Raw genomic sequence first — 19447 nt, forward strand, 5'->3', positions numbered from 1 at the left:
GGTCATGGGGTCGACGGCCAGCACTGCCACGCCGGTTCGGCGGGGCTGCCCAGCAACAGTTCCAGGTGCTCGATCAGGTCGGCCTGGCTGTCGCGCAGGTAAAAATGCCCGCCGTTGAAGGTTCGAAAGTCGGTGACCTGGCGCGTCACTTCCGACCAGGCATGGGCTTCCTCCCGATCGACTTCGCGGTCGGTGCTGCCCAGGCATACGCTCACGGGCACGTCCAGCAGCTCGCTGATATCGCCGCAGTAGTTTTCGATCAGGCGGTAATCATTGCGCAATGCGGGCAGGTAAAGTGCCTGCATCTCGGGTTCGTCCAGGGGTGATGGCGCACCACCCGACAGGCGCCGCACATCCGCCAGCAGACCGGCATCCGGGCCCTGGTGCAATTGGCTGTGACGTTGCCGGTGAGGGGCCGGATGGGCGGAGACGATCAGCCGTTGCAGGTCCTTGCCCTGGCGGTTCAGGCGCCGCGTCACCTCATAGGCCAGCGCCGCACCCATGCTGTGGCCGAACAGCACCAGCGGCCGGTCGGACAGGTCCCACAGCGCCCGGGTAATAGTGCCCGCCATCCATTCCAGGCTGCCGGGCCAGGTTTCACTCAGGCGCTCTTCGCGGCCGGGGTATTGCACGCTGACCAGTTCGATGTCAGCCGGCAACAGTGCCTGCCAACCGCTGAAAAATCCCGCGCTGCCGCCGGCGTGGGGCAGGCAGACCAATCGGCAACGCGGCGTTTGATGCTGCGGGTAACGTCGCAGCCATGGGCTGGGGATTTTCTTCATAACACGCCCTCCTCCAGTTCAGTGGTGACGTGGATCCGGGTCTGCGGCAACCAGCGCAGCACCTGGCGCAAGCAGTCATCGGCGTCCATCACCTGGGCAGCGTAGTGCGTGCCTTCGGGCAGTTTGGCCAGTTGCAGGGCGCAGATTGCCGCCACTGTGCCGGTCAACGCCGAGCCGTCGGCGGCACGCAACCAGGCGGTGGCCTGCTGCGGTTCGCCGTGTTGCAGGCCTGCCATTTCGACTGCGAGCAACTGGTAAGGCGTGCGCCCTGCCAGGTCCAGCGCACTGGCCTGTACCAGGGCGGCAATGTTCTCTGCCGTGTGTCGCAGAGCCGGTGGCGAGCCCTGAATGCGCCCGAGTGCGGCCCGCAGGTGGCCGCCGTCGAACAGGTTGTAGGCCTGGGCTTCGCGCACCCGCAAGTCAGTAAACAAGCGCTGTTGCTCAGTGGTTAGATACGGGTGGGCCGTTACGGGACCGCCCACCAGCCAGGGCCGCTCGAAGTGTTCATCGACGAGTACGGCGGACTTGATTGCACGGCCATCGCACCAGCCCATCGAGGCCTGGCCATAGCCGTTGCCGAGGCTCAATAGAAAGTCCTCGGCCGCCGTTGTCGACAACCGCCCAAGTCCGACGGCATAGCAATGCACGGCATCGACGCGCTCGAACGACGCCGCAAGCACCTTGGGAAACAACCCCGACAGCCCGGGCAACATGCCGGCTGATAACACCACACGACGACCCGGCGGCAACTGAGCGGGCAGCAGCTGATGCAGCGGATCATCGCCGCCGACATCGATGTAATCGGCGCCACTGGCCAAAGCGGCCAGCGCCACCCGGTCGAGCACCTGGTAGCTGGGGCCCGCGCAATTGATCAGCAGGTCGCAGCCGCTGCAAAACGCCGCCAGGCTTTGGGCGTCCCACAGGTCCACTTCACGGATCTCGGCCTGCCCGTTCAACTCGCCGTCGTTACAACGCTGCCCTTGCCCAGGGTCGCGACCGCCCAGGCGCAAGCGGCAATGACCGACCAGCACCCGCGCAACCTGCCGACCGACATGCCCATAGCCGCCTACAATCCCGACTCTCACGCCGCCACCTGCGCCAGCCGTTCGAACGCGCGGGCCACGGCTTCGACCTGGGGGCTCTGCATGCAGCTGAAGTGGTCGCCCGGCACGTCCACCACCTGCAATTCGCCAAGGCACAGGGCCTGCCAGTATTGGCTCATGTCGCGGTGCATGCCGGGCAGTACCTGGACTTCACCGCACTGGCGGATAAACACCATGTCACCGTCGTAAGGCGTGGCCTGATGCAAGGCGACGGCGGCCAGGCTGTGGCGCAGCACCTGCAGTTGCTCGCGCAGCCAGTCCAGGTCGCTCAGTTGCGAGCCGGCGTGGCGCATCGCGTCTGCAATTGCCTGCAAGCGCTCATCTGCCGACTTGGATGCCAGGGCCCGCAGGCAGGCCAGGGCCGTGGCACAGTCGGGCTCATCCTGCAGCGCCAGCAACGCACCTTGGGGCACGCGGCCCGGAGTTTGGCGCAGCACCTTGGCAATCGCCCGCTCCATCGCCTGTTCATCCACCGGGTAACCCAGGGTGTGCGGGTCGGCCTGCATCACGCGGGCGAACACGTACTCCACCAGCAGGTCATCCTCGATCATGAACGGCACGCGGTAGCTGCTGATCACTGTCAGTTGCAGCACCTCGATGTCCCTCGCCGCGAGGCATGACGCCAGCTCCGTCGCCAGCAACCCGCCGAGGCAATAACCGACGATGCTCACCTGGCGCCGGCCTTCGGCGTGCAAGGTGTCGGCATAACGCTCGGCCAGTTCACGAATCGCCGTAGCCGGTGCCAGAGCCAGGTAACCCGGTACATCATTGAGCACCAGCCCCTCCAGTGGCGCTTCTTCCCCGAGTGCAGCAAACAGCGCGCGATACGGTGCCAGGGTGCCGCTGCCATCATGGACAAAGATCCGCGCCGGGCCTTGCGCCTCCTCACGAATCCGCACCAGCGGCGACAGGCTCTCGCTGCCCTGCCCCCGCAGGTAATCCGCCAGGGCCGCAACGGTGGGCTGGTTGATCAACTGGCGCAGCAAATCCCCCCAGGGCACGTTACGGGCCTGGGGCAGGCTTTCCCGCAGGCGACCAACCACCTGCGCCACCAGCAATGAATCACCGCCCAACTCAAAGAAGCCCTGTTCACGGCCCACACTGGGCACCCGCAACAGGGTTTGCCAGACCTCTGCGATACTGCGCTCCAGCGCATCCAGCGGTGCAGCCCCGCTGTTGGCCTGTTGCGTGGCCTGGGCCATGCCGAGGTTGGCCAACGCCTGGCGGTCGACTTTGCCGTTGACCGTCAGCGGCATTTCATCCAGTACCCGCCACTCGGTGGGTACCATGTAATCCGGCAGGCGCTGGCCCAGATGCGCGCGCAACGCCTCCGGCTCAAGGGTCTGGCGCTCGGTCTTGAAGCGCGTGATGAACAGGTGCTGGCCGATCTGTGACATCGCATCGTCAGCTGCCGGCATGCACAGCGGCGTCTGCGCGCCGGCTTCCTGCAACAGTTGCTGCCACTGCTCGCGGCGGATGAACGTGGTGTCCTGCTCGGCGCGGAAATCCTCGAACGCGGTCAGGCCCTCCTTGAACTCCATGGACGCCATGATCTGGTAGGTGTCGCGGGTGGCTTCGATAAAGATCAGCCAGCCGCCGGGGGCGAGCATTTCCCGCAGCCGGGCGAGTACCTGGCTGGCATGCCGCGAGTTGTGCAGCACGTTGGCACACAGAATCACATCCAGGGAGTTGGCGGCGATGCCTTGGGCCCAGTGGTCGAGGTTCAGGTCAAACAGCCCGTAGCTGACCCACGGAAACTCGACGAAATGCTCCCGCGCTTCGTTGAGGAAAAACTGCGACAGGTCGGTGAACTGGTAGTCCACCGCCAAGCCGTCCAGGGCCGGAATCAGGTCGGCACTGGTGCCGCCCACGCCTGCGCCGATTTCCAGCAACTGCAGACGCCAGCCCGCCGGTTGCAGTGCGGCGATTTCCTGCACCGCCGCACACACCGCCTGGTTCAGGTACTGGCTGATCAGGTTCTTGCGATAGGCGCCTTCGGCGGTGTCGGTACGGCCTTCGGGAAACAGCAAGTGCAACGGGTCGAGCCGGTCGCTCATCAGGGCAGGCAATTGCTCCTGGCTTTCCCGCAGGTAGCGCAGCACTTCACCGCCCCAGCCCACACTCGGTTCCAGCGCCTCGATGCGCTGCCACAGCTGACGGTATTCAGCACCCGAGACCCGCAGTGACGAATAGGCGCCGGTGCCTGGGTTGCGGTCTACCAGTTGTTCGCGATGCAGCGCTTGCAGCCAGCGGCGGATCAGCCGTTCGTTGCGTGGCGCCACTTCGCACAGGCTCATGATCTGGGCCAGGTCGTGCTCGACGCCCGGTTGATCAAACAGCCCCGGGCGTTGCAGGGCCAGGCCCATGGAGAGCAACGCGGCACGCTCGACGCAATCGGACATCTGCGTAATCAGCGCTTCCGTCAGTTGGCCTTTCACGCCGTTGGCCGCCGCCAAGGCGTTGGGTGCCAACCGGGTCGGCCAAGGCAATGGAGTATCACGCAAAGTCCCGCGCACGCAGGCCTGCAAACGCCGCTCGAACGCGCCCTCGCCCGCAGCGACCACCACGGCCGATTCGACATGAGGATGACTGAGCAAGGCACTTTCGACTTCCGCCAACTCGATGCGATGCCCGCGAACCTTGACCTGGAAATCCTCACGGCCAAGGAACTCAATCAACCCGCTTTCAAGGTAGCGCCCCAGGTCGCCGGTGCGGTACAGCCGCTCGCCGCTGTGGGCATGCTCGATAAAACGCTCGGCGGTTTTCTCCGCGTCCCCCAGGTACCCCATCGCCAACCCCGTGCCGGCGATGAACAGCTCACCGGCAACGCCTTGCGGGCGATCGCGGCCTTGTTCGTCGAGCACCATGAAGCGTTGATTGGCCAGCGGCGCGCCGTAGGGAATGCTGCGCCATTGTGCGTCCACCTCGGTGATTGGATAGGCAATCGACCAGATCGCCGCTTCTGTGGCGCCGCCCAGGCTGATCAGTTGGAGCTCAGGCAACAACGCAGCGATTTCGGCGGGCAGGTTCAGCGGGATCCAGTCGCCGGACAGCAAGGCCAGGCGCAGGCTCTGAGGTGCCGCGGCCGGCACGGCTTGCAGGTAATGGGCAAGCATCTGCAACTGCGCGGGCACCGAGTTCCACAGGGTCACACCGTGCTCGCGGGCGCATTCGGCCCAGTGGGACGGGTCGGCGCGGCGTCCGGCGTCGGGCAACACCAGGGCGCCACCTACGGCCAGCAGGCCGAAGATGTCGTACACCGAGAGGTCGAAGCCCAGGCTGGCCAAGGCGAGTACCCGGTCTTCGGCGCCGATGGCGAAGCGCTGATTGATATCCACCACCGTGTTGAGGGCCGCCTGGTGACTGATCATCACACCCTTCGGAATCCCGGTGGAGCCGGAGGTGTAGATCACGTAGGCAAGTTGTTGCGGTGTCACCTGCGGCGCCGGCAGTTCACGTCCGGCACTGGCTGCGGCCTGATCAACGGGTATGCACTGGGTCACCTGGGCGGGCCAGGCCACGCCCTCGCTCAACCACGACTGGCTGAGCACCCGGCTGACCTCGGCGTTCTCAAGAATCAACGCGCGCCGCGCCATCGGCTGATTAGTGTCCAGCGGCAGGTACGCCGCGCCGGCCCGCAAGATCCCGAGTACACCGACCACCTGGTCGATGCCTTTTTCCATGCATACCGCGACCCGCTCGCCGGGCTGGCAACCGCCATCCAGTAACTGCTCGGCAATCGCCTCGGCACGGGCGGCGAGTTGCGCGTAAGTGAGCTGTCGCGCGCCCTGGATCAGGGCGACACGTTGGGGTTGCGCCGGGGCCTGGCGAAAGAACGGTTCATGCAGCAAGCCTGGGGGAATCGGCTGCGCCGTCTGGTTGATCAACTCCCGCACCAGTCGCTGGGGTGCCGGCAGTTCAAGGCAATCGTCCAGGGTCCAGGCCGAAGGCTCCCGCGCCAAGCGCTTGAGCAGACGTTCGAAGGTGTCGAACATCGCTTCCAGCATGGCCTCATTGAACACGCCCTGGCGAATGTCCCAATTGATGAACAGGCCGTTGTCGCGCTCGCTGACCTGGCAATCAATCAACACTTGCGGGGTCTGGCTGATTCCGTGCACCAGTTCTGCGCCGGGCATAAATGCCCCGCCGCCACTTTCGCCACCGGCGCCCAGGGTGCTGGTGAAGGCATAGGGCATCAAGGCCGCATCACGGCCTTTGCGCCGCGCCAGTTCGCGCAGTACTTCAATGCCGGAACACAGGCGGTGGTCCATGTCTTGCCACAGTCGCTCCTGCAACTGCTGGCTGCGTTCACCAAAGCTGCCGCCTTGCAGGGTCTGGACTTCCAGCAATTCCACCGAGCTGAAATCCCCCACCAGCCGATCGACCTGCGGGTGCAGCGACAGGCGATTGAGCAAGGTCAGGCTCAAGCAGAAATGCCCCTTGCGGCTCCAGCGCCCCAGGGTTTCGGCATAGCAGGAAAGAATCGCCGCCGACGCACCCACGCCGGCCGCCGCTGCATTCAGGCGCAGGGCGTTGAAATCCCGGGCCTCCAGGTTCAGGGCGCGGCGCTCGAAACGCGGTCCGCTGGGAGCGCCCTGCATGGGCAATTCCGGAGCACCGGGCAGGCTGTCGACCCGCGCCCACCAGTACTGGCGGTCACGCTGGTAACGCGGCTGTTCCCGCAACCGGCGCTCGCCCAGTACGTAGTCGCGAAAACTGATGGGCGCCGCCGGCGGCAAGGCTTCGCCACGATAGACCTGCTGCAACTCGGCCAACAGCATGCGCACGCTCTGGTAGTCGCACACCAGCAGATCCACTGAGAGATGCAGGCGCGCATGTTCACGGCCCTGGCTGACGCACAACTCGATCAGCGGCCACTGCTGGGGCGACGCCAGGCGAATTTCCATGCGTTCGCGCAGAGCGGCCAGTGCACGGCCGTCGTCTTCGCGCAGGTCATGCCGGGCGATCAGGTAATGCGGCACCTGGGGCAGGATTTGTTGGTAGCCGTCTTCCAGCACCACCGCCCGCAGCATGTCGTGACGCGCAATCAGATGGTTCCATGCCTGCTCCAGGCGCGCCGGGTCCAGTTCCCTGAGTTCAAATTCCAGGTAACCGTGGCACGCCACCCCGCCGTAGCTGAATGCCTGGGTGCGGCCCATCAGGTAAGCGGCCTGCACGTCGGTCAGCGGAAACGGTTCGCTGCGGGCAGCCAGGTCGGCCGAGACGGTGGGCATCACCGGTTCCATCAATTGCTGCAACAACGCGTCCTTGTGTTCGCGCAATTGTTGCAGGCGGCCTTCATCCATCACCCCGGCGGGCGCCCGGTAGCGCAGGCGGCCCTGCTCTTCCCAGAGTTCCACACCCAGTGCTTCGAGGTCCTGTTGCAGTTGCTGCAGTGTCATAGCGCACCCTCCACCATTGCGTTCCGGTTGACGTGGTCCTGTTCTCGTCGGGCGACAAGCCATTGGGCCTGGCGGGCGACGGTGGCCGCGTTGAAAAAGTCCTTCAGCGACAGTTCGACGTCGAACTGTCGGGCGATACGTTCGATCAGGCGAGCGGCCAACAGACTGTTGCCGCCGAGGGCGAAAAAGCCCTGGTTGCGTCCCACCAGGGGAATGTCGAGCAATTCGCGCCAGAGCCCGGCCAACAGTTGTTCGGCTTCGCCTTGAGGCGCGTCTTCATGCTCGGGTCTGGCGCCCTGGCGTTGCTCCTGCACCAGCCACAGCAGTGCGGCGCGGTCGACCTTGCCGTTGGCGCTCAGGGGCAGTTCGGTGAGGTTCAGCCAGTGGTCCGGCAACATGTGTTCCGGCAACCATTGGCAGAGCCACTGGCGCATGGCTTCGGCATCCGGCAGCGCGTCGCCCATCAGGGTTGCTGCCAACTGCGGGTTGGCCCCGGGCAACACCAGGGTGACGGCACGACTGACGGCCGGATGGCGTTCCAGGGCCACGTCGATCTCACTGAGTTCGATGCGGAAGCCACGGACCTTGACCTGCTGGTCCATACGCCCGAGAAATTCGAGGCTGCCGTCGGGCCAATAACGGCCCTGATCGCCGGTGCGGTACCAGCGTTGCCCGGCGTGCTCGACGAAGCGTTGGGCGCTGAGATGCGGCAGGCCACGATAGCCCTGGGCAACCCCGGCGCCGCCGATCCACAACTCCCCCGCCACCCAGTCCGGGCAATCGCGGCCCTGGCTGTCGACGACTCGAAAGCTTTGGTTATCCAGGGGTTTGCCGTAGGGAATCGAGAGCCAGTGAGCCGGCACTTCGTCGACGTCCTGGACGTTGGACCAGATGGCCGCTTCAGTGGCGCCGCCGAGAGCGGCGAACCGGGCGCTTTCGCCGGCTGCCAATCGCAGGCGGCGTGGCAGGTCCAGCCCGACCCAGTCACCCGAGACCATCGCCAGGCGTAATCCGCTCAGGGCATTCGGCTCGCGGGCCTTGAGGGTCAGCATGTCGAGCAACGCCGGTACCGAGTTCCACAGGGTCACGCGCTGCTGGCGGATCAGCCGCAACCATTCGGACGGCTCCTTGCGCCGCGCATCCGCTGGCAGCACCACGGCGCCACCGACACTCAGCAGGCCAAACAGGTCGTACACCGACAGGTCGAAATCGAGGGCGGAAACCCCGAGCACACGGTCATCCGCGCCCACCTGATAACGCCGGTTGATCGCGGCGACGGTGTTCAGCGCCGCCTGGTGGGAAACCTCGACGCCCTTGGGTTCGCCGGTAGTGCCAGAGGTAAAAATCACATAGGCCAGTGCGTCCGGCGCCACCTCGATCGGTTGTTTCAGGGCCCTGGCCGAACGCGCCTGGGCCAGGTCCACCACTTGCAAGTCCGCCAGCCATACACCGCGATCACGGTGGGCCGTATCGGTGATCACCACCTTGGCTCCGGCGCGTTGATAGATCATGTCGCGACGGGCTGCCGGCTGTTCGATACCCACCGGCACATACACCGCGCCCGCCGCCAATATGCCGAGCACCGCAACGATTTGCGCCTGGCCTTTGGGCAAGGTGATCGCCACCGTATCACCCGGTTCAATCCCCCACTGGCGCAGGGCAGCTGCCACTTGCAGGGCCTGGGCCGCCAGCTCGGCGTAACTCAACTCAGCGTCCTCGGTGATCAATGCCACCCGCTGCGGGTGCACCTGCGCCTGTTGGAAAAAGCCATCGTGCAGCAAGCCTTTGTCATAGGCCCAGGGCGTGTGGTTGACCGCTGCACGGACCTCTTGCTGGCCTTGGGGCAACGGCAGCGGCGCGGGTTGGCGCCAGTCACCGGTACACAGCCACGCCAGCAGGTCGCCATAGGCGGTGAACATTTCGTCCAGCAGGCCTTCGGGGAACAGCGCATCTACCCCGTCCCAGTTGAGCAACAGGCCATCGGGCAGCGGATAGCTCTGGTGGTCAAGCCACACTTGGGGCGTTTGCGACAAGGCCCAGCCCGGTTCGCCCAGGTGCTGCCGGCAAGTGGCGTCGACAAACGCTTCGCCAAGGTTGCAGGCAAACACTACGGGGGCGCCGCCTTGCCGGGTGCGGGACAACTCACGCAGCACTTCCACACCAGGCCAGGCGCTGTGGGCGATGTCGCGGTGCAGTTGGCGTTGCAGGGCTTGCGCCTGCTGCGCGAAAGAACCCGCCTGGCGCTGGTCGATCTCCAGCAGCACCAGGTTGGAAAAATCCGCCAGCAGATGCGGGACGCAGGGGTGCAGCTCCTGGCGGTTGAACAGCGGCACGTTCAACAGGAAATGCTGGCTGGCGCTCCAGCGGCCCAGCACTTGGGTATAGGCGCAGCACAGCACGCTGGCCAGGGTCAGGCCGTGTTGGCGGGCCTGGTCTTCCAGGGCTCGCAACTGCGCGCGGCCGAGGCGCATCGCCAGGCGACGAAAACGCGGCGGGCCGAGGGATTGCGGCTCGTGTGCCAAGGGGAGTTGCGGGCCGTCGGGCAGGTCATCCAGACGTTGCAGCCAGTAGTCCCGCGCGCCGGCATCGCTGGTTCGGGTGGCGCCCAGGTAGTGGGCAAAATCCCATTCCAGACGTGGCAGCTGCGCCTCTTGCCCGCTGTAGATCAGCGCCAGATCCCGCAGCAGTACGCTGATACTCAGGACGTCCGCCACCAGCAAATCGATGTTCAGGTGCACCCGGCTGCGGCCGTCGGGCAAGCGGCTGAGTTGCACATCAAACACCTCGCCCTGGCGCACATCCAGGCAGCGGTGGGCCAGGCGCTCACGCAAGGCCAACTCATCCGGCCGTTCATGCACGGTCAACCCAGGCCACGGGCTGGTCGGCAGCACGCGCTGGCAAGTGGCGTTCGGGAAACAGGCGCGCAGCATGGGATGGCGGTGAGTCAGGCGCATCACCGCGCTTTCCAGGCGTTGAGCGTCGACCTGATACCCGTCCAGCTCCTGATACAGGTGACAGCCAACGCCCCCCAGCGGCATGGCCGGGTCGCGACCAAACCAATAAGCCTGCTGCAACGGTGTGAGGGCGAAATCGTTGTCGGCGGCGACGGGCTTGAGGTGCGTCGCCTGCCCGCGACGGCGGTCGATCAGCAACCACCAGGCCTCAAGGGTCGGCTGCTCAATCAGTTCCGCAAAGCTCACCTGCACACCTTCGCGGGCGAGCAAGGCCGGCAGGCGCATCATGCTCACCGAGTCCAGGCCCTGCTCGATCAGCGAGGCATCGGGCTCCAGGTCCTGGGGGGCATAGTCGAGCAACTGCGCGACACCGGCGCACAGCGCCTCGGGGCTGTGTGCGAGGCCGCCGGGTGCAGGATGAACGCATGCCAGTGATGGGTTATCGGTCATGGGGGACGGTCCTTTGGGGAACGGTAGGGTCTGGGCGCAAGCGCCAGCGATTGATCGCTTCGCGCTCGTGGAACAACTCGCGGTAACGGCCGGGCGTGGCCATCAACGCGTCATGGCGGCCGACCTGGGCCAACTGGCCGTGGTCGAGCAGCAGAATCTGGTCGGCATGGGGCGCCAAGGTCGGTTTGTGGGTGACCAGCACCACCGTGTGCCGGCGGGCCAGTTGCAACAGGGTCCGATTGACCCGCGCCTCGCTGATGGCATCGAGGGCGGCGGTCGGCTCGTCCAGCAGGATCAGCGACGCGTCCTTGAGCAACACCCGCGACAACGCCAGGCATTGGCGCTCGCCGCCGGACAGGCTGACGCCCTGCTCGCCCAGCACGGTGTGCCAGCCCTGGGGCAGGCGCTCGGCGAGGCGGTCGAGGCCGGTGGCGCGGGCGGCGTGCTGCCATTGCTCTTCGCTGGCGTCGGGGCGGCCCAGCAGCAGGTTGTCCAGCAGGCTGCCCGGCAACAGCGGGCTGTCCTGGAACATCAAGGCGACCTGGGTATCTCGGGCCAGGGCCGACAGTTGCCGCAGGTCGACACCGCCGAGGTGAATCGCGCCACTGCTTACATCGCTGAAGCGCGCCAGCAGGCGCAACAGGCTGGACTTGCCGGAGCCGGACGCCCCCACCACCAGGTTCAGCGAACGCTCCTGCAACGTGAAGTCGATGCCTTGCAAGATCGCCTGGCCCTGGCGGACCAGTCCTACGTCCCGCACTTGCACGTCGTAACCCAGGGCAGGTTGGGGTTCGAGAGGCTCAGGCAACCCCGGCATCTGCAGCAGGTGGCGCAGGCGATTCAAGCCGTGGCGGGTCTGGCGCAACGTGGTACCGAGGTTGACCAGCGCGCCCATTGGCTCCACCAGGCAGGTGGCGAGAATCGCCAGCGCCAGGAACTTCGCCGCATCGAGGGTGCCACCCAACACGGCATACAGGCCGCATAACAGGATGGCGCTGTAGCCGGCCTGCAACACCACCGCCAAACCCAGCGCGGCGGGAAAAGTGCGCCAGTGGGCGTGACGCTGTGCCTGTTGCTGCTGGGCCAGGGCCTCGGTGAGCAGGTCGAAACCTTGCTCGGTGCGCCCGCTGGAGCGCAGCAACGGTTGCTGGCGCAGAAACTCCATCACCCGGGCCGCCGCTTCATTGGCTGCGGCTTCGCTCAGTGCTTCAGCTTGCCCGCCCCAGCGCACGCCCCAGTGGTACACCAGCACCAGCAACGGCAACGCGGCCAGTGCCGCCAACGCCATGGAGCGGTCGTAGAAAAACAGCGCCAGCAGGAGTGCCAAAGGCGTCAACAGCGCATTGGCCATTGGCTGCAAAAGGTGCGCCGGGGTGCTCATGATTTGCAGCACGGTGTGAGTCACCAGGCGATTCAGTTCAGCGCTGCGCCGCTCCACAAACCATTCCAGCGGCAGTTGCACCAGCTTGTCACCAATGCGTCGGTTCAACGCCTGGGCTGCTTCGGCACCGGCGCGATAGCCCGCCAGCTGGGCATACCGGCGCAGCCAGAGGCACAACAAGGCCATGCCGGTGAAACCGATGGCCCAGGCCCAAGGCGTGGTGTTGCCGAACCACTGGGCAAAGGCCATCGGCAACAACGCCAACGCTGCGCCCTGGGCCAACGCACTCAACGCCATCGCCATCAGCGCACGCCGCAACAAGCCGGCTTCACGGGGTTGCAGGCTGCGTAACAGCGCGCGAATCATGCCCGTGCCCTCTTCAGTGCGGCCGCCGAAAACTGCTCAGCGGCCCACAGCCCGGCGTAAGTGCCCTGCTGGTCCAGCAAGCCGTGATGCGTACCGCGCTCGACAATCCGCCCGCCTTGCAGCACGACGATCTGGTCGGCGTCCTGGATGCTGCTCAAGCGGTGGGCGATTACCAGCACCGTGCGGGCACGGGCCAGGCGAGACAGCGCCTGCTGGATCGCGGCTTCGGATTCAGGATCACTGGCGGCGGTGGCTTCATCGAGAATCAGGATCGGCGCTTCACTGAGCATCGCCCGGGCAATGCCCAGGCGTTGCACTTCACCGCCGGACAGTTGCACGCCGGCTCCGAGGACGGTGTGATACCCCTGGGGCAGCGCGAGGATGCGCTGGTGAATCTGCGCGGCCCGGGCGGCGGCTTCCACCTCGATTTGCGTGGCGTCGGGGCGCGCCAGGCGCAGGTTGTCGAGGACGCTGGTGCGCAGCAGGCGCACATCCTGGAACACAAAGGCGACCTGGCGATACAAGGTGGCGCTGTGCATGTCCCGCAGGTCGACGTCGCCGATGCGGATCGCCCCGGCACTCACATCGGCAAAGCGCGCAAGCAAAGTGGCCAGGGTGGATTTGCCGGCGCCCGAGTCGCCCACCAATGCGGTCAGCGTGCCGGGCGGTAGATCCAGGTCAATGTCATGCAGCACCTGCGTGCCGTCGGGGTAGCGAAAGTCCACGCCTTCAAAGCTCACCTGGCGGCCCTTGGGCTCGCGGGATTCGCGAGGTTGCGTCAACGTCGCGCTGTTGAGCACGGTGGCGATACGGCTGGCGGCCATGCGGCCCTGCACCAGTGCATCCGCACCATGCCCGACGGCCGCGACCGGCGCTGCCAGGGCCGGCCCCAGCAGCAGGAACGGCAGCAGTTGCACCGGCATCAGCCAACCGCCAGCCACCAGCGACGCACCGCCCAACAGCACCAGGGCCAGCACCAGCAACGGCGAAAGCAGCACCTCGACACTCGCCCCAAGCCCGGCCCAGCGTTGGGCCCAGCAGGAAAAGAAACTGGCGAAACGTTCCACCGCACCGAAGAACTTTGACTGCACCCGATCGGCCCGGCCGAATGACTTGACCATGGCGATGCTCTGCACAAACTGCTGGGTGGCCAGGGACAGGTTGCCCAGCGCGGCGCCCAGTGCCTTCTGGTCATCCCGATAAGCCTGGGAGCGCAAGGCTCGCAGTCGCCACAGCGCCAGCGCTGGAGGCAGCAGCACCACAACGGTCATCGGCACACTTACCGTCAGCAGGTACAACAGGCACGCCAGGGGCGCCACCAATGCGGCGGCGAGGTTGTTTGGCAAGTGCGCCACCAGTTGATGCAGCGCACCTACGTCGTCGAGCAAAACACGGTCGACTTTTTGCCCACCACGGGCGCTGAACCAAGCCAGCGGAACCCGCGCCAAATGCGCGGCCAGCCGTTGGCGAACCTGGCGTTGCAGGTCGCTGTCGGCCAGGTGGGTCATCTGCAAGGCGGCAGCCAGCCCGAGCATGCGCAACAGCAAAGCGCCCGCACCGGCCAACAACCACCAGAACCCATCGTGCAGATCGAGTTTTCCGTCCAGCAACGACGGCGCCAACTCCGCCACCGCGATCAACGGCAGCAGGCCGATCAGGGTCGCCAGGGCTTGCAGCAGCATGGCGCAGATCAACCGGCCACGTACAGGCGCGAGCAGTTCACGCAGCGAGTCTTGATCAGCCACGGGCGGCGCTTCCCTCAGGTTGTTTTGCCCCGAAATACAGCTGCTGGATAGCCTCCCGCAGGTGCTTGCGGCTGACCTTGCCCACGCCGGTTTGCGGGAAACCGGGGATAAATTCGAAGCGGTCCGGCAGCTTGAAGGCCGCCAACCCTTGCTCACGCAGATGGCGCAGCAGTTCCGGCGGGCGCGGTGCCGTGCCACGGGGAATCACGAAGGCGCAGGTGCGTTCGCCGAGGTAGGCGTCCGGCATCGCCACCAAGGCCACATCGGCGACGGCAGGATGGCTGAGCAGGAGGTTTTCGACTTCTTCGGCGGCGATCTTTTCGCCGCCACGGTTGATCACGTCCTTGTCGCGACCTTCGACCATCAGGTAGCCGTCGTCGGTGAGCATTACCCGGTCGCCGGTGCGGTAGAAACCGTCAGTGGTAAACGCCTGGGCGTTGTGCGCAGGGTGGCGGTAGTAACCGCGAATCGTGTACGGACCACGGGTCAGCAATTGGCCGACCTGGCCCTGTATCACGTCCTGTTCGTTGTCGTCCACCACCCGGATTTCGTCGCCCGGGGACATGGGTTTGCCCTGGGTGTGCAGGACTCGTTGCGGTGGGTCGTTGGGGTCGGTATAGCAAATCAGCCCCTCGGCCATGCCGAACACTTGCTGCAAGCGGCAGCCGAGGGTGGGTTCCACGCGGCGGGCAGCCTCGAAGCTCAGTTTGGCGCCGCCGACTTGCAGCAGTTGCAATCCTGGCAGGCCCTGCCCGCGCGCCTGGGCGGCATCCAGCCAGACCAGCACCAGTGGCGGCACCAGCGCGGTATGGGTCACGCGTTCATGCTCGATCAGGGCGAAGCAGGTTTCGGCGCTTGGCGAGCCGCTCAGCACCACACGGCCGCCCATCAGCAAGGTGCCCATGAACCCCGGGCAGCACATGGGAAAGTTATGGGCCATGGGCAGCGCGGCGAGGTACACCGTGGCGTCGGTCAGGCCGCAACGTTCGGCGCTGGTCCGCACGTTGTAGAGGTATTCATTGTGGCGACGCGGGATCAGTTTCGGCACGCCGGTGGAGCCACCGGACAACTGGAAACACGCGACGGCATCCGCGGGCGGCGCAGAAAAGGTTGGCTGCGGGTCGTCCAGATAAAGGTCTTCGAGCGCGATGAATTCTTCAGCCTCACCGGCCACGATCACCCACGCAAGGTCGCCATGGGCCGCCTTCAAGCCACGGGCCATGCCCCGATAATCAAAACCTGCCGTGACGTCAGCGCAGAGGTATGCCCTGGCCTGGGCAAACTCGCAGAAGCGGCCGATTTCCAGATGACGATGGGCCGGTAACGCAAAGATTGGCCGTACGCCGAGGCGATACAGGGCGAAGCACACTTCGACAAAACCCACGCAGTTCGGCAGTTGCACCACCACGTTGTCCCCTGCCACCAACCCCAGCCGGGAGAACCCGCCGGCCAGTTGATCGACCCGTTGATCCAGTTGGCGATAGCTCACCCGCAGCGTTCCATCGGTGATCGCTTCACGCTCGCCAAAGGTGCGGGCGGCGTTGCGTAGCAGGTCGCCAAAGGTCTCGTCGCGCCAATAGCCTGCGTCGCGATAGCGTTGGGCAAACGCTTCGGGCCAATCGGGGCAGTCGTCAATGATAGTCATGGGGTCTCCAGAGTTTTTTTCGGCAATAAGGGGCCGATGCCGTGAACAAAAGGCCTGCGGGGCAAGGGTGAAAAGGGCTAGGGAGAATGGGTCATTGAGCGGTTCATCCATGAGTCGCCAAGGGCTGCGGAAATGAGAGTGATTATTAATAGGCAAAAGCCGCAGCACGGCAACCGGCAGGACATTCGTTTGCGCGGCTTTTTCTTTTGATTGCGCTACAGCGTGAGTTTCTGCGGCCTGCAGCGATGAGGCGTGGTCCGGGCTTTCGGCTAAAGGATAATCATTCTTAATTACAGGTAAGAAATTTCCTGCTAGCGTATGCCCCTCTTTTCCGGTTCACAGGGAGTCCGCCATGCTCAGCCCACACGCTGCGCCGCTACCGACCCAAAGGGATTTCACCCTCAATTTTCCCAACACTTTGAACACGGGTGCCGCCACCGTCGTGCCGGAAATCACCCTGTCCGCCGGGACTGTGTTGATGGACAGCCAGATGTGGATGCAAGAGCCGCTGTGGCAAGGTTTGAAGATCATCCTGGTGCTCAGCGGCCAGCTCAATTGCCGGGTCGAAGGCCAGCAGGAAGTGGAGATTCGCGGGCCGACCCTGTGCGCCGTGGCCAACCAGGGTGAACATTGTGGCGATCACCTGTTCGCCAGTGGTGTGCCGGTGCGCTACACCACCGTGCAGCTGGATTTCCCGTCGATCCGCAGCGTCGGCCTTGAGCCTGAGCGCCTGCTGGATAAACGCGGCGGCGGGCCGATGATGTTCTGCCAGCCCGCGAGCAAACCGTTGCTCGCCCTTGCCCAACAGATTTTCACCTGCCCGTTGCAGGGCCCTGCCCGCTCCTTCTATCTGGGCGGCAAGGCCCTGGAGCTGACAGCGCTGGGGGTGGAGGGAATTCTCGCGCAAACCGAGTCGCGCCCGGTGCAGGACGCCCATTGCAACTCAGCGGACATCGAACGCATTCATGCCGCCCGCGACCTGTTGCTCGGTTCGTTGCAGGCTTCGCCGTCATTGGCCGAGCTGTCTCGCGCAGTCGGCCTCAACCCGCGCAAATTGACCGCGGGCTTTCGTCAGGTATTCGGCACCAGTGTCTATGTGTACTTGCAGGAACAGCGCCTGGCCGAAGCCTATCGCCTGCTCGCCAGCGGTGAGACCAATGTGTCCAGCGCCGCGTACCGCGTGGGTTACAGCCCGGCGCATTTCTCCACGGCGTTTCGCAAGCGTTTCGGGGTTTCGCCCAAGGCGTTGCGCTGACGGGTTGTGAAAGTTCCGCCCTGCCCCGCAAACGAAAGAAATGATCGCTCGACCCAAAGCAATAGCCCTGCGTCACAACGCCTGGATGAGATAAGTTTGCATTCGCATTGAACACCTCATCATGGAGTGAAGCATGGGCACCCGCGTTCTGTACCGAGACACCCCAGGTTTGCCAATCGATACCGCAGTCCCGCACTTGAAAACCAGTCGCAAGCCCTTGGCAACCCTGATCCATGGCGTTGCCCTGGGCCTGTCGCTGACCCAGATGAACCTTGTGCAGGCCGCCGAGGCGGACACCGATCACGCCCTGGTGCTCGACAGCAGCGTGGTCACCGGGACCCAAGCCGACAGCCCCACCGGACAACAGGCCGGCTACGTGGCCAAGCGTAGCCTCAGCGGGACCAAAACCGACACCGCGCTCAATGAAATCCCCCAGTCGATCTCCGTAGTGACCCGCGACCAGATGGACGCGCAGCAAGTGCAATCGGTGAGCGAAGCGTTGCGCTACACGGCCGGCGTGCAGGCCAACACTACCGCCGCCAGCCAGCGCTTCGACAACCTCTCGATTCGCGGCTTCGACGTGACCAGCACCGGCATGTTGCGCGACGGCTTACGTGGCACCACCACCCAGGCCTGGCCAAAAGCCGAAGCCTATGGCCTGGAACGCATCGACGTGCTCAAGGGCCCGGCCTCGGTGTTGTTCGGCCAGAACGCACCGGGCGGTGTGGTCAACCAGATCAGCAAGCGGCCACTGGACCAGTCGTTCCATGAAGTGCAGCTCCAGGGCGGCAGTTTCGACCGCGCCCAGGGCCAGTTCGACTTCAGCGGGCCACTGGATGACCAGAGGCAATTCCTCTATCGGCTGGTGGGCCTGGAGCGCAGCAGCGGCACCCAGTTCGATCACATCAAGGACGACAAAACCTTCATCGCGCCGTCGTTTACCTGGCGGCCGAACGACGACACCAGCCTGACCGTACTGGCCGATTACTCGGAGGATGAATTCGGCGCGCCCCGGGTGTTCCTGCCGACGGTGGGCACGCTCAAGCCGAACCCGAATGGCAAGGTCAAACACAACGTCTTTCTCGACGAACCCGGCCTGGACAACGGCCGCACGCAATACTCGCTGGGCTACCTGTTGGAGCACCGGATCAACGATGTGTGGAGCCTGAATTCCAGCGCACGTTATGGCCACGTCAACCTGCTGACCAACACCGCCAGCGGCATGTCCCTGGCGCCGGACCTGCGCACCTTGAACCGGTCGGCCTACCGCTTCCGCATCGTCGGCGACGTGTACTCCCTGGACAACAATGCCCAGGCCCGCTGGAACCTTGGCGAGGTGCAGATGGTGTCGCTGCTGGGGGTCGATTACCGGCGCACCCGTGAAGACTATTACCTCAACGGCGGCGCGGCATCGTCGATCGACATCTACAACCCGGTGCACGGGGGTGTGTTCGCGCCGAACACCCCGTTCGCCAGCACCTTGCAGCGCGCCGACCAGACCGGGCTCTACGCCCAGCAGCAGATGACGTTCAACGACCGTTGGGTACTGACCGTCGGCGGTCGCCAGGATCATTCGAGTGCGCGCACCGACAACCGCCTGACCGACACCGGGCAGAAGCAGGACGACAACAAGTTCACCTACCGTGCAGGCCTCGTTTACCTGGCCGACAACGGCCTGTCGCCGTACATCAGCTACGCCACCTCGTTCGACCCGGTGCTCGGCACTGATTTCTACGGCACCAGCTTCAAACCGAGCACCGCCAAGCAGTCGGAAGTCGGCATCAAGTACCAGCCGCCCGGGATCGACAGCTACATCACCCTGTCGCTGTTCGACCTGACCCAGCAGAACGTCAAGACCACCGACCCGAGCAACCCGCTGAACAGCGTGCAGACCGGTGAGGTCAACGTGCGCGGCGTGGAGCTGGAAGGCAAGGCCAGCCTCGCCAAGGGCCTGGACCTGCTGGCAACCCTGACCTACAACGACGCCGAAGTCAGCAAGAGCAACAACCCGCTGGAAAAAGGCAACCGCCCCACCGACACCCCGGAAAAAATGGCGTCGTTGTGGGCTGACTACACCCTGCCCTTTGGCCCGCTCACCGGGCTCGGATTTGGCGTCGGCGTACGCTATATCGGTTCCACCGAGGCCGATGCTGCCAACACTGTGAGCGTGCCCTCCTACACCTTGCTCGACGCGGCGGTGCACTACGATTTCGACAAGCTGATCCCGGCGGCCAAGGGCCTGCGCCTGGCGGTGAATGCCACCAACCTGACCGACAAGCACTATTACGAAGGCTGCTCCCTCTCCAGCTGCAGTGCCGGGTATGACCGCAGTGTCATCGCCAGCCTGCGCTATCGCTGGTAACT

9 protein-coding genes are annotated in these 19447 nt (G+C 65.0%); 2 read left to right on the top strand and 7 right to left on the bottom strand.

What is annotated here, in order from left to right:
- Positions 1-2: 2 nt before the first annotated feature.
- Genes HX824_RS28475 through HX824_RS28505 form a run of 7 tightly spaced genes read right to left on the bottom strand, consistent with a single transcriptional unit; the run spans position 3 to position 15828 of the window.
- Complete coding sequence (locus tag HX824_RS28475) at positions 3-782, bottom strand: thioesterase II family protein (protein ID WP_003218418.1); 780 nt, start codon at positions 780-782, stop codon at positions 3-5.
- Complete coding sequence (locus tag HX824_RS28480) at positions 779-1867, bottom strand: saccharopine dehydrogenase NADP-binding domain-containing protein (RefSeq protein WP_177055718.1); 1089 nt, start codon at positions 1865-1867, stop codon at positions 779-781. Before HX824_RS28480 ends, HX824_RS28475 begins: the two co-directional genes overlap by 4 nt.
- A complete protein-coding gene (locus HX824_RS28485; RefSeq protein ID WP_177055719.1) occupies positions 1864-7287 on the bottom strand; it encodes a non-ribosomal peptide synthetase in 5424 nt (1807 codons plus the stop codon). The genes HX824_RS28480 and HX824_RS28485 overlap by 4 nt, the downstream gene beginning before the upstream one ends.
- On the bottom strand, positions 7284-10691 hold the full coding sequence (locus HX824_RS28490) for a non-ribosomal peptide synthetase (RefSeq protein WP_177055720.1): 3408 nt from the start codon (positions 10689-10691) through the stop codon (positions 7284-7286). Before HX824_RS28490 ends, HX824_RS28485 begins: the two co-directional genes overlap by 4 nt.
- Positions 10681-12438, bottom strand: a complete 1758-nt coding sequence (locus HX824_RS28495) for an ABC transporter ATP-binding protein (protein ID WP_003218423.1) — start codon at positions 12436-12438, stop codon at positions 10681-10683. The genes HX824_RS28490 and HX824_RS28495 overlap by 11 nt, the downstream gene beginning before the upstream one ends.
- The gene (locus tag HX824_RS28500; RefSeq protein WP_003218426.1) at positions 12435-14183 is read right to left on the bottom strand and encodes an ABC transporter ATP-binding protein; all 1749 of its coding nucleotides are present in this window, start codon (positions 14181-14183) and stop codon (positions 12435-12437) included. Before HX824_RS28500 ends, HX824_RS28495 begins: the two co-directional genes overlap by 4 nt.
- On the bottom strand, positions 14176-15828 hold the full coding sequence (locus HX824_RS28505; RefSeq protein ID WP_003218428.1) for a (2,3-dihydroxybenzoyl)adenylate synthase: 1653 nt from the start codon (positions 15826-15828) through the stop codon (positions 14176-14178). The genes HX824_RS28500 and HX824_RS28505 overlap by 8 nt, the downstream gene beginning before the upstream one ends.
- A gap of 352 nt (positions 15829-16180) precedes the next feature.
- Between HX824_RS28505 and HX824_RS28510 the strand changes: the two genes are divergently transcribed.
- Positions 16181-17083 carry an AraC family transcriptional regulator gene (locus HX824_RS28510; protein WP_003218429.1) on the top strand — a complete coding sequence of 301 codons (903 nt, stop codon included), beginning with the start codon at positions 16181-16183 and terminating at the stop codon, positions 17081-17083.
- Positions 17084-17216: 133 nt separating this feature from the next.
- On the top strand, positions 17217-19445 hold the full coding sequence (locus tag HX824_RS28515) for a TonB-dependent siderophore receptor (RefSeq protein ID WP_003218431.1): 2229 nt from the start codon (positions 17217-17219) through the stop codon (positions 19443-19445).
- Positions 19446-19447 lie beyond the last annotated feature (2 nt).

Source organism: Pseudomonas sp. D4002 (assembly GCF_013385665.1).
GTDB lineage: Bacteria > Pseudomonadota > Gammaproteobacteria > Pseudomonadales > Pseudomonadaceae > Aquipseudomonas.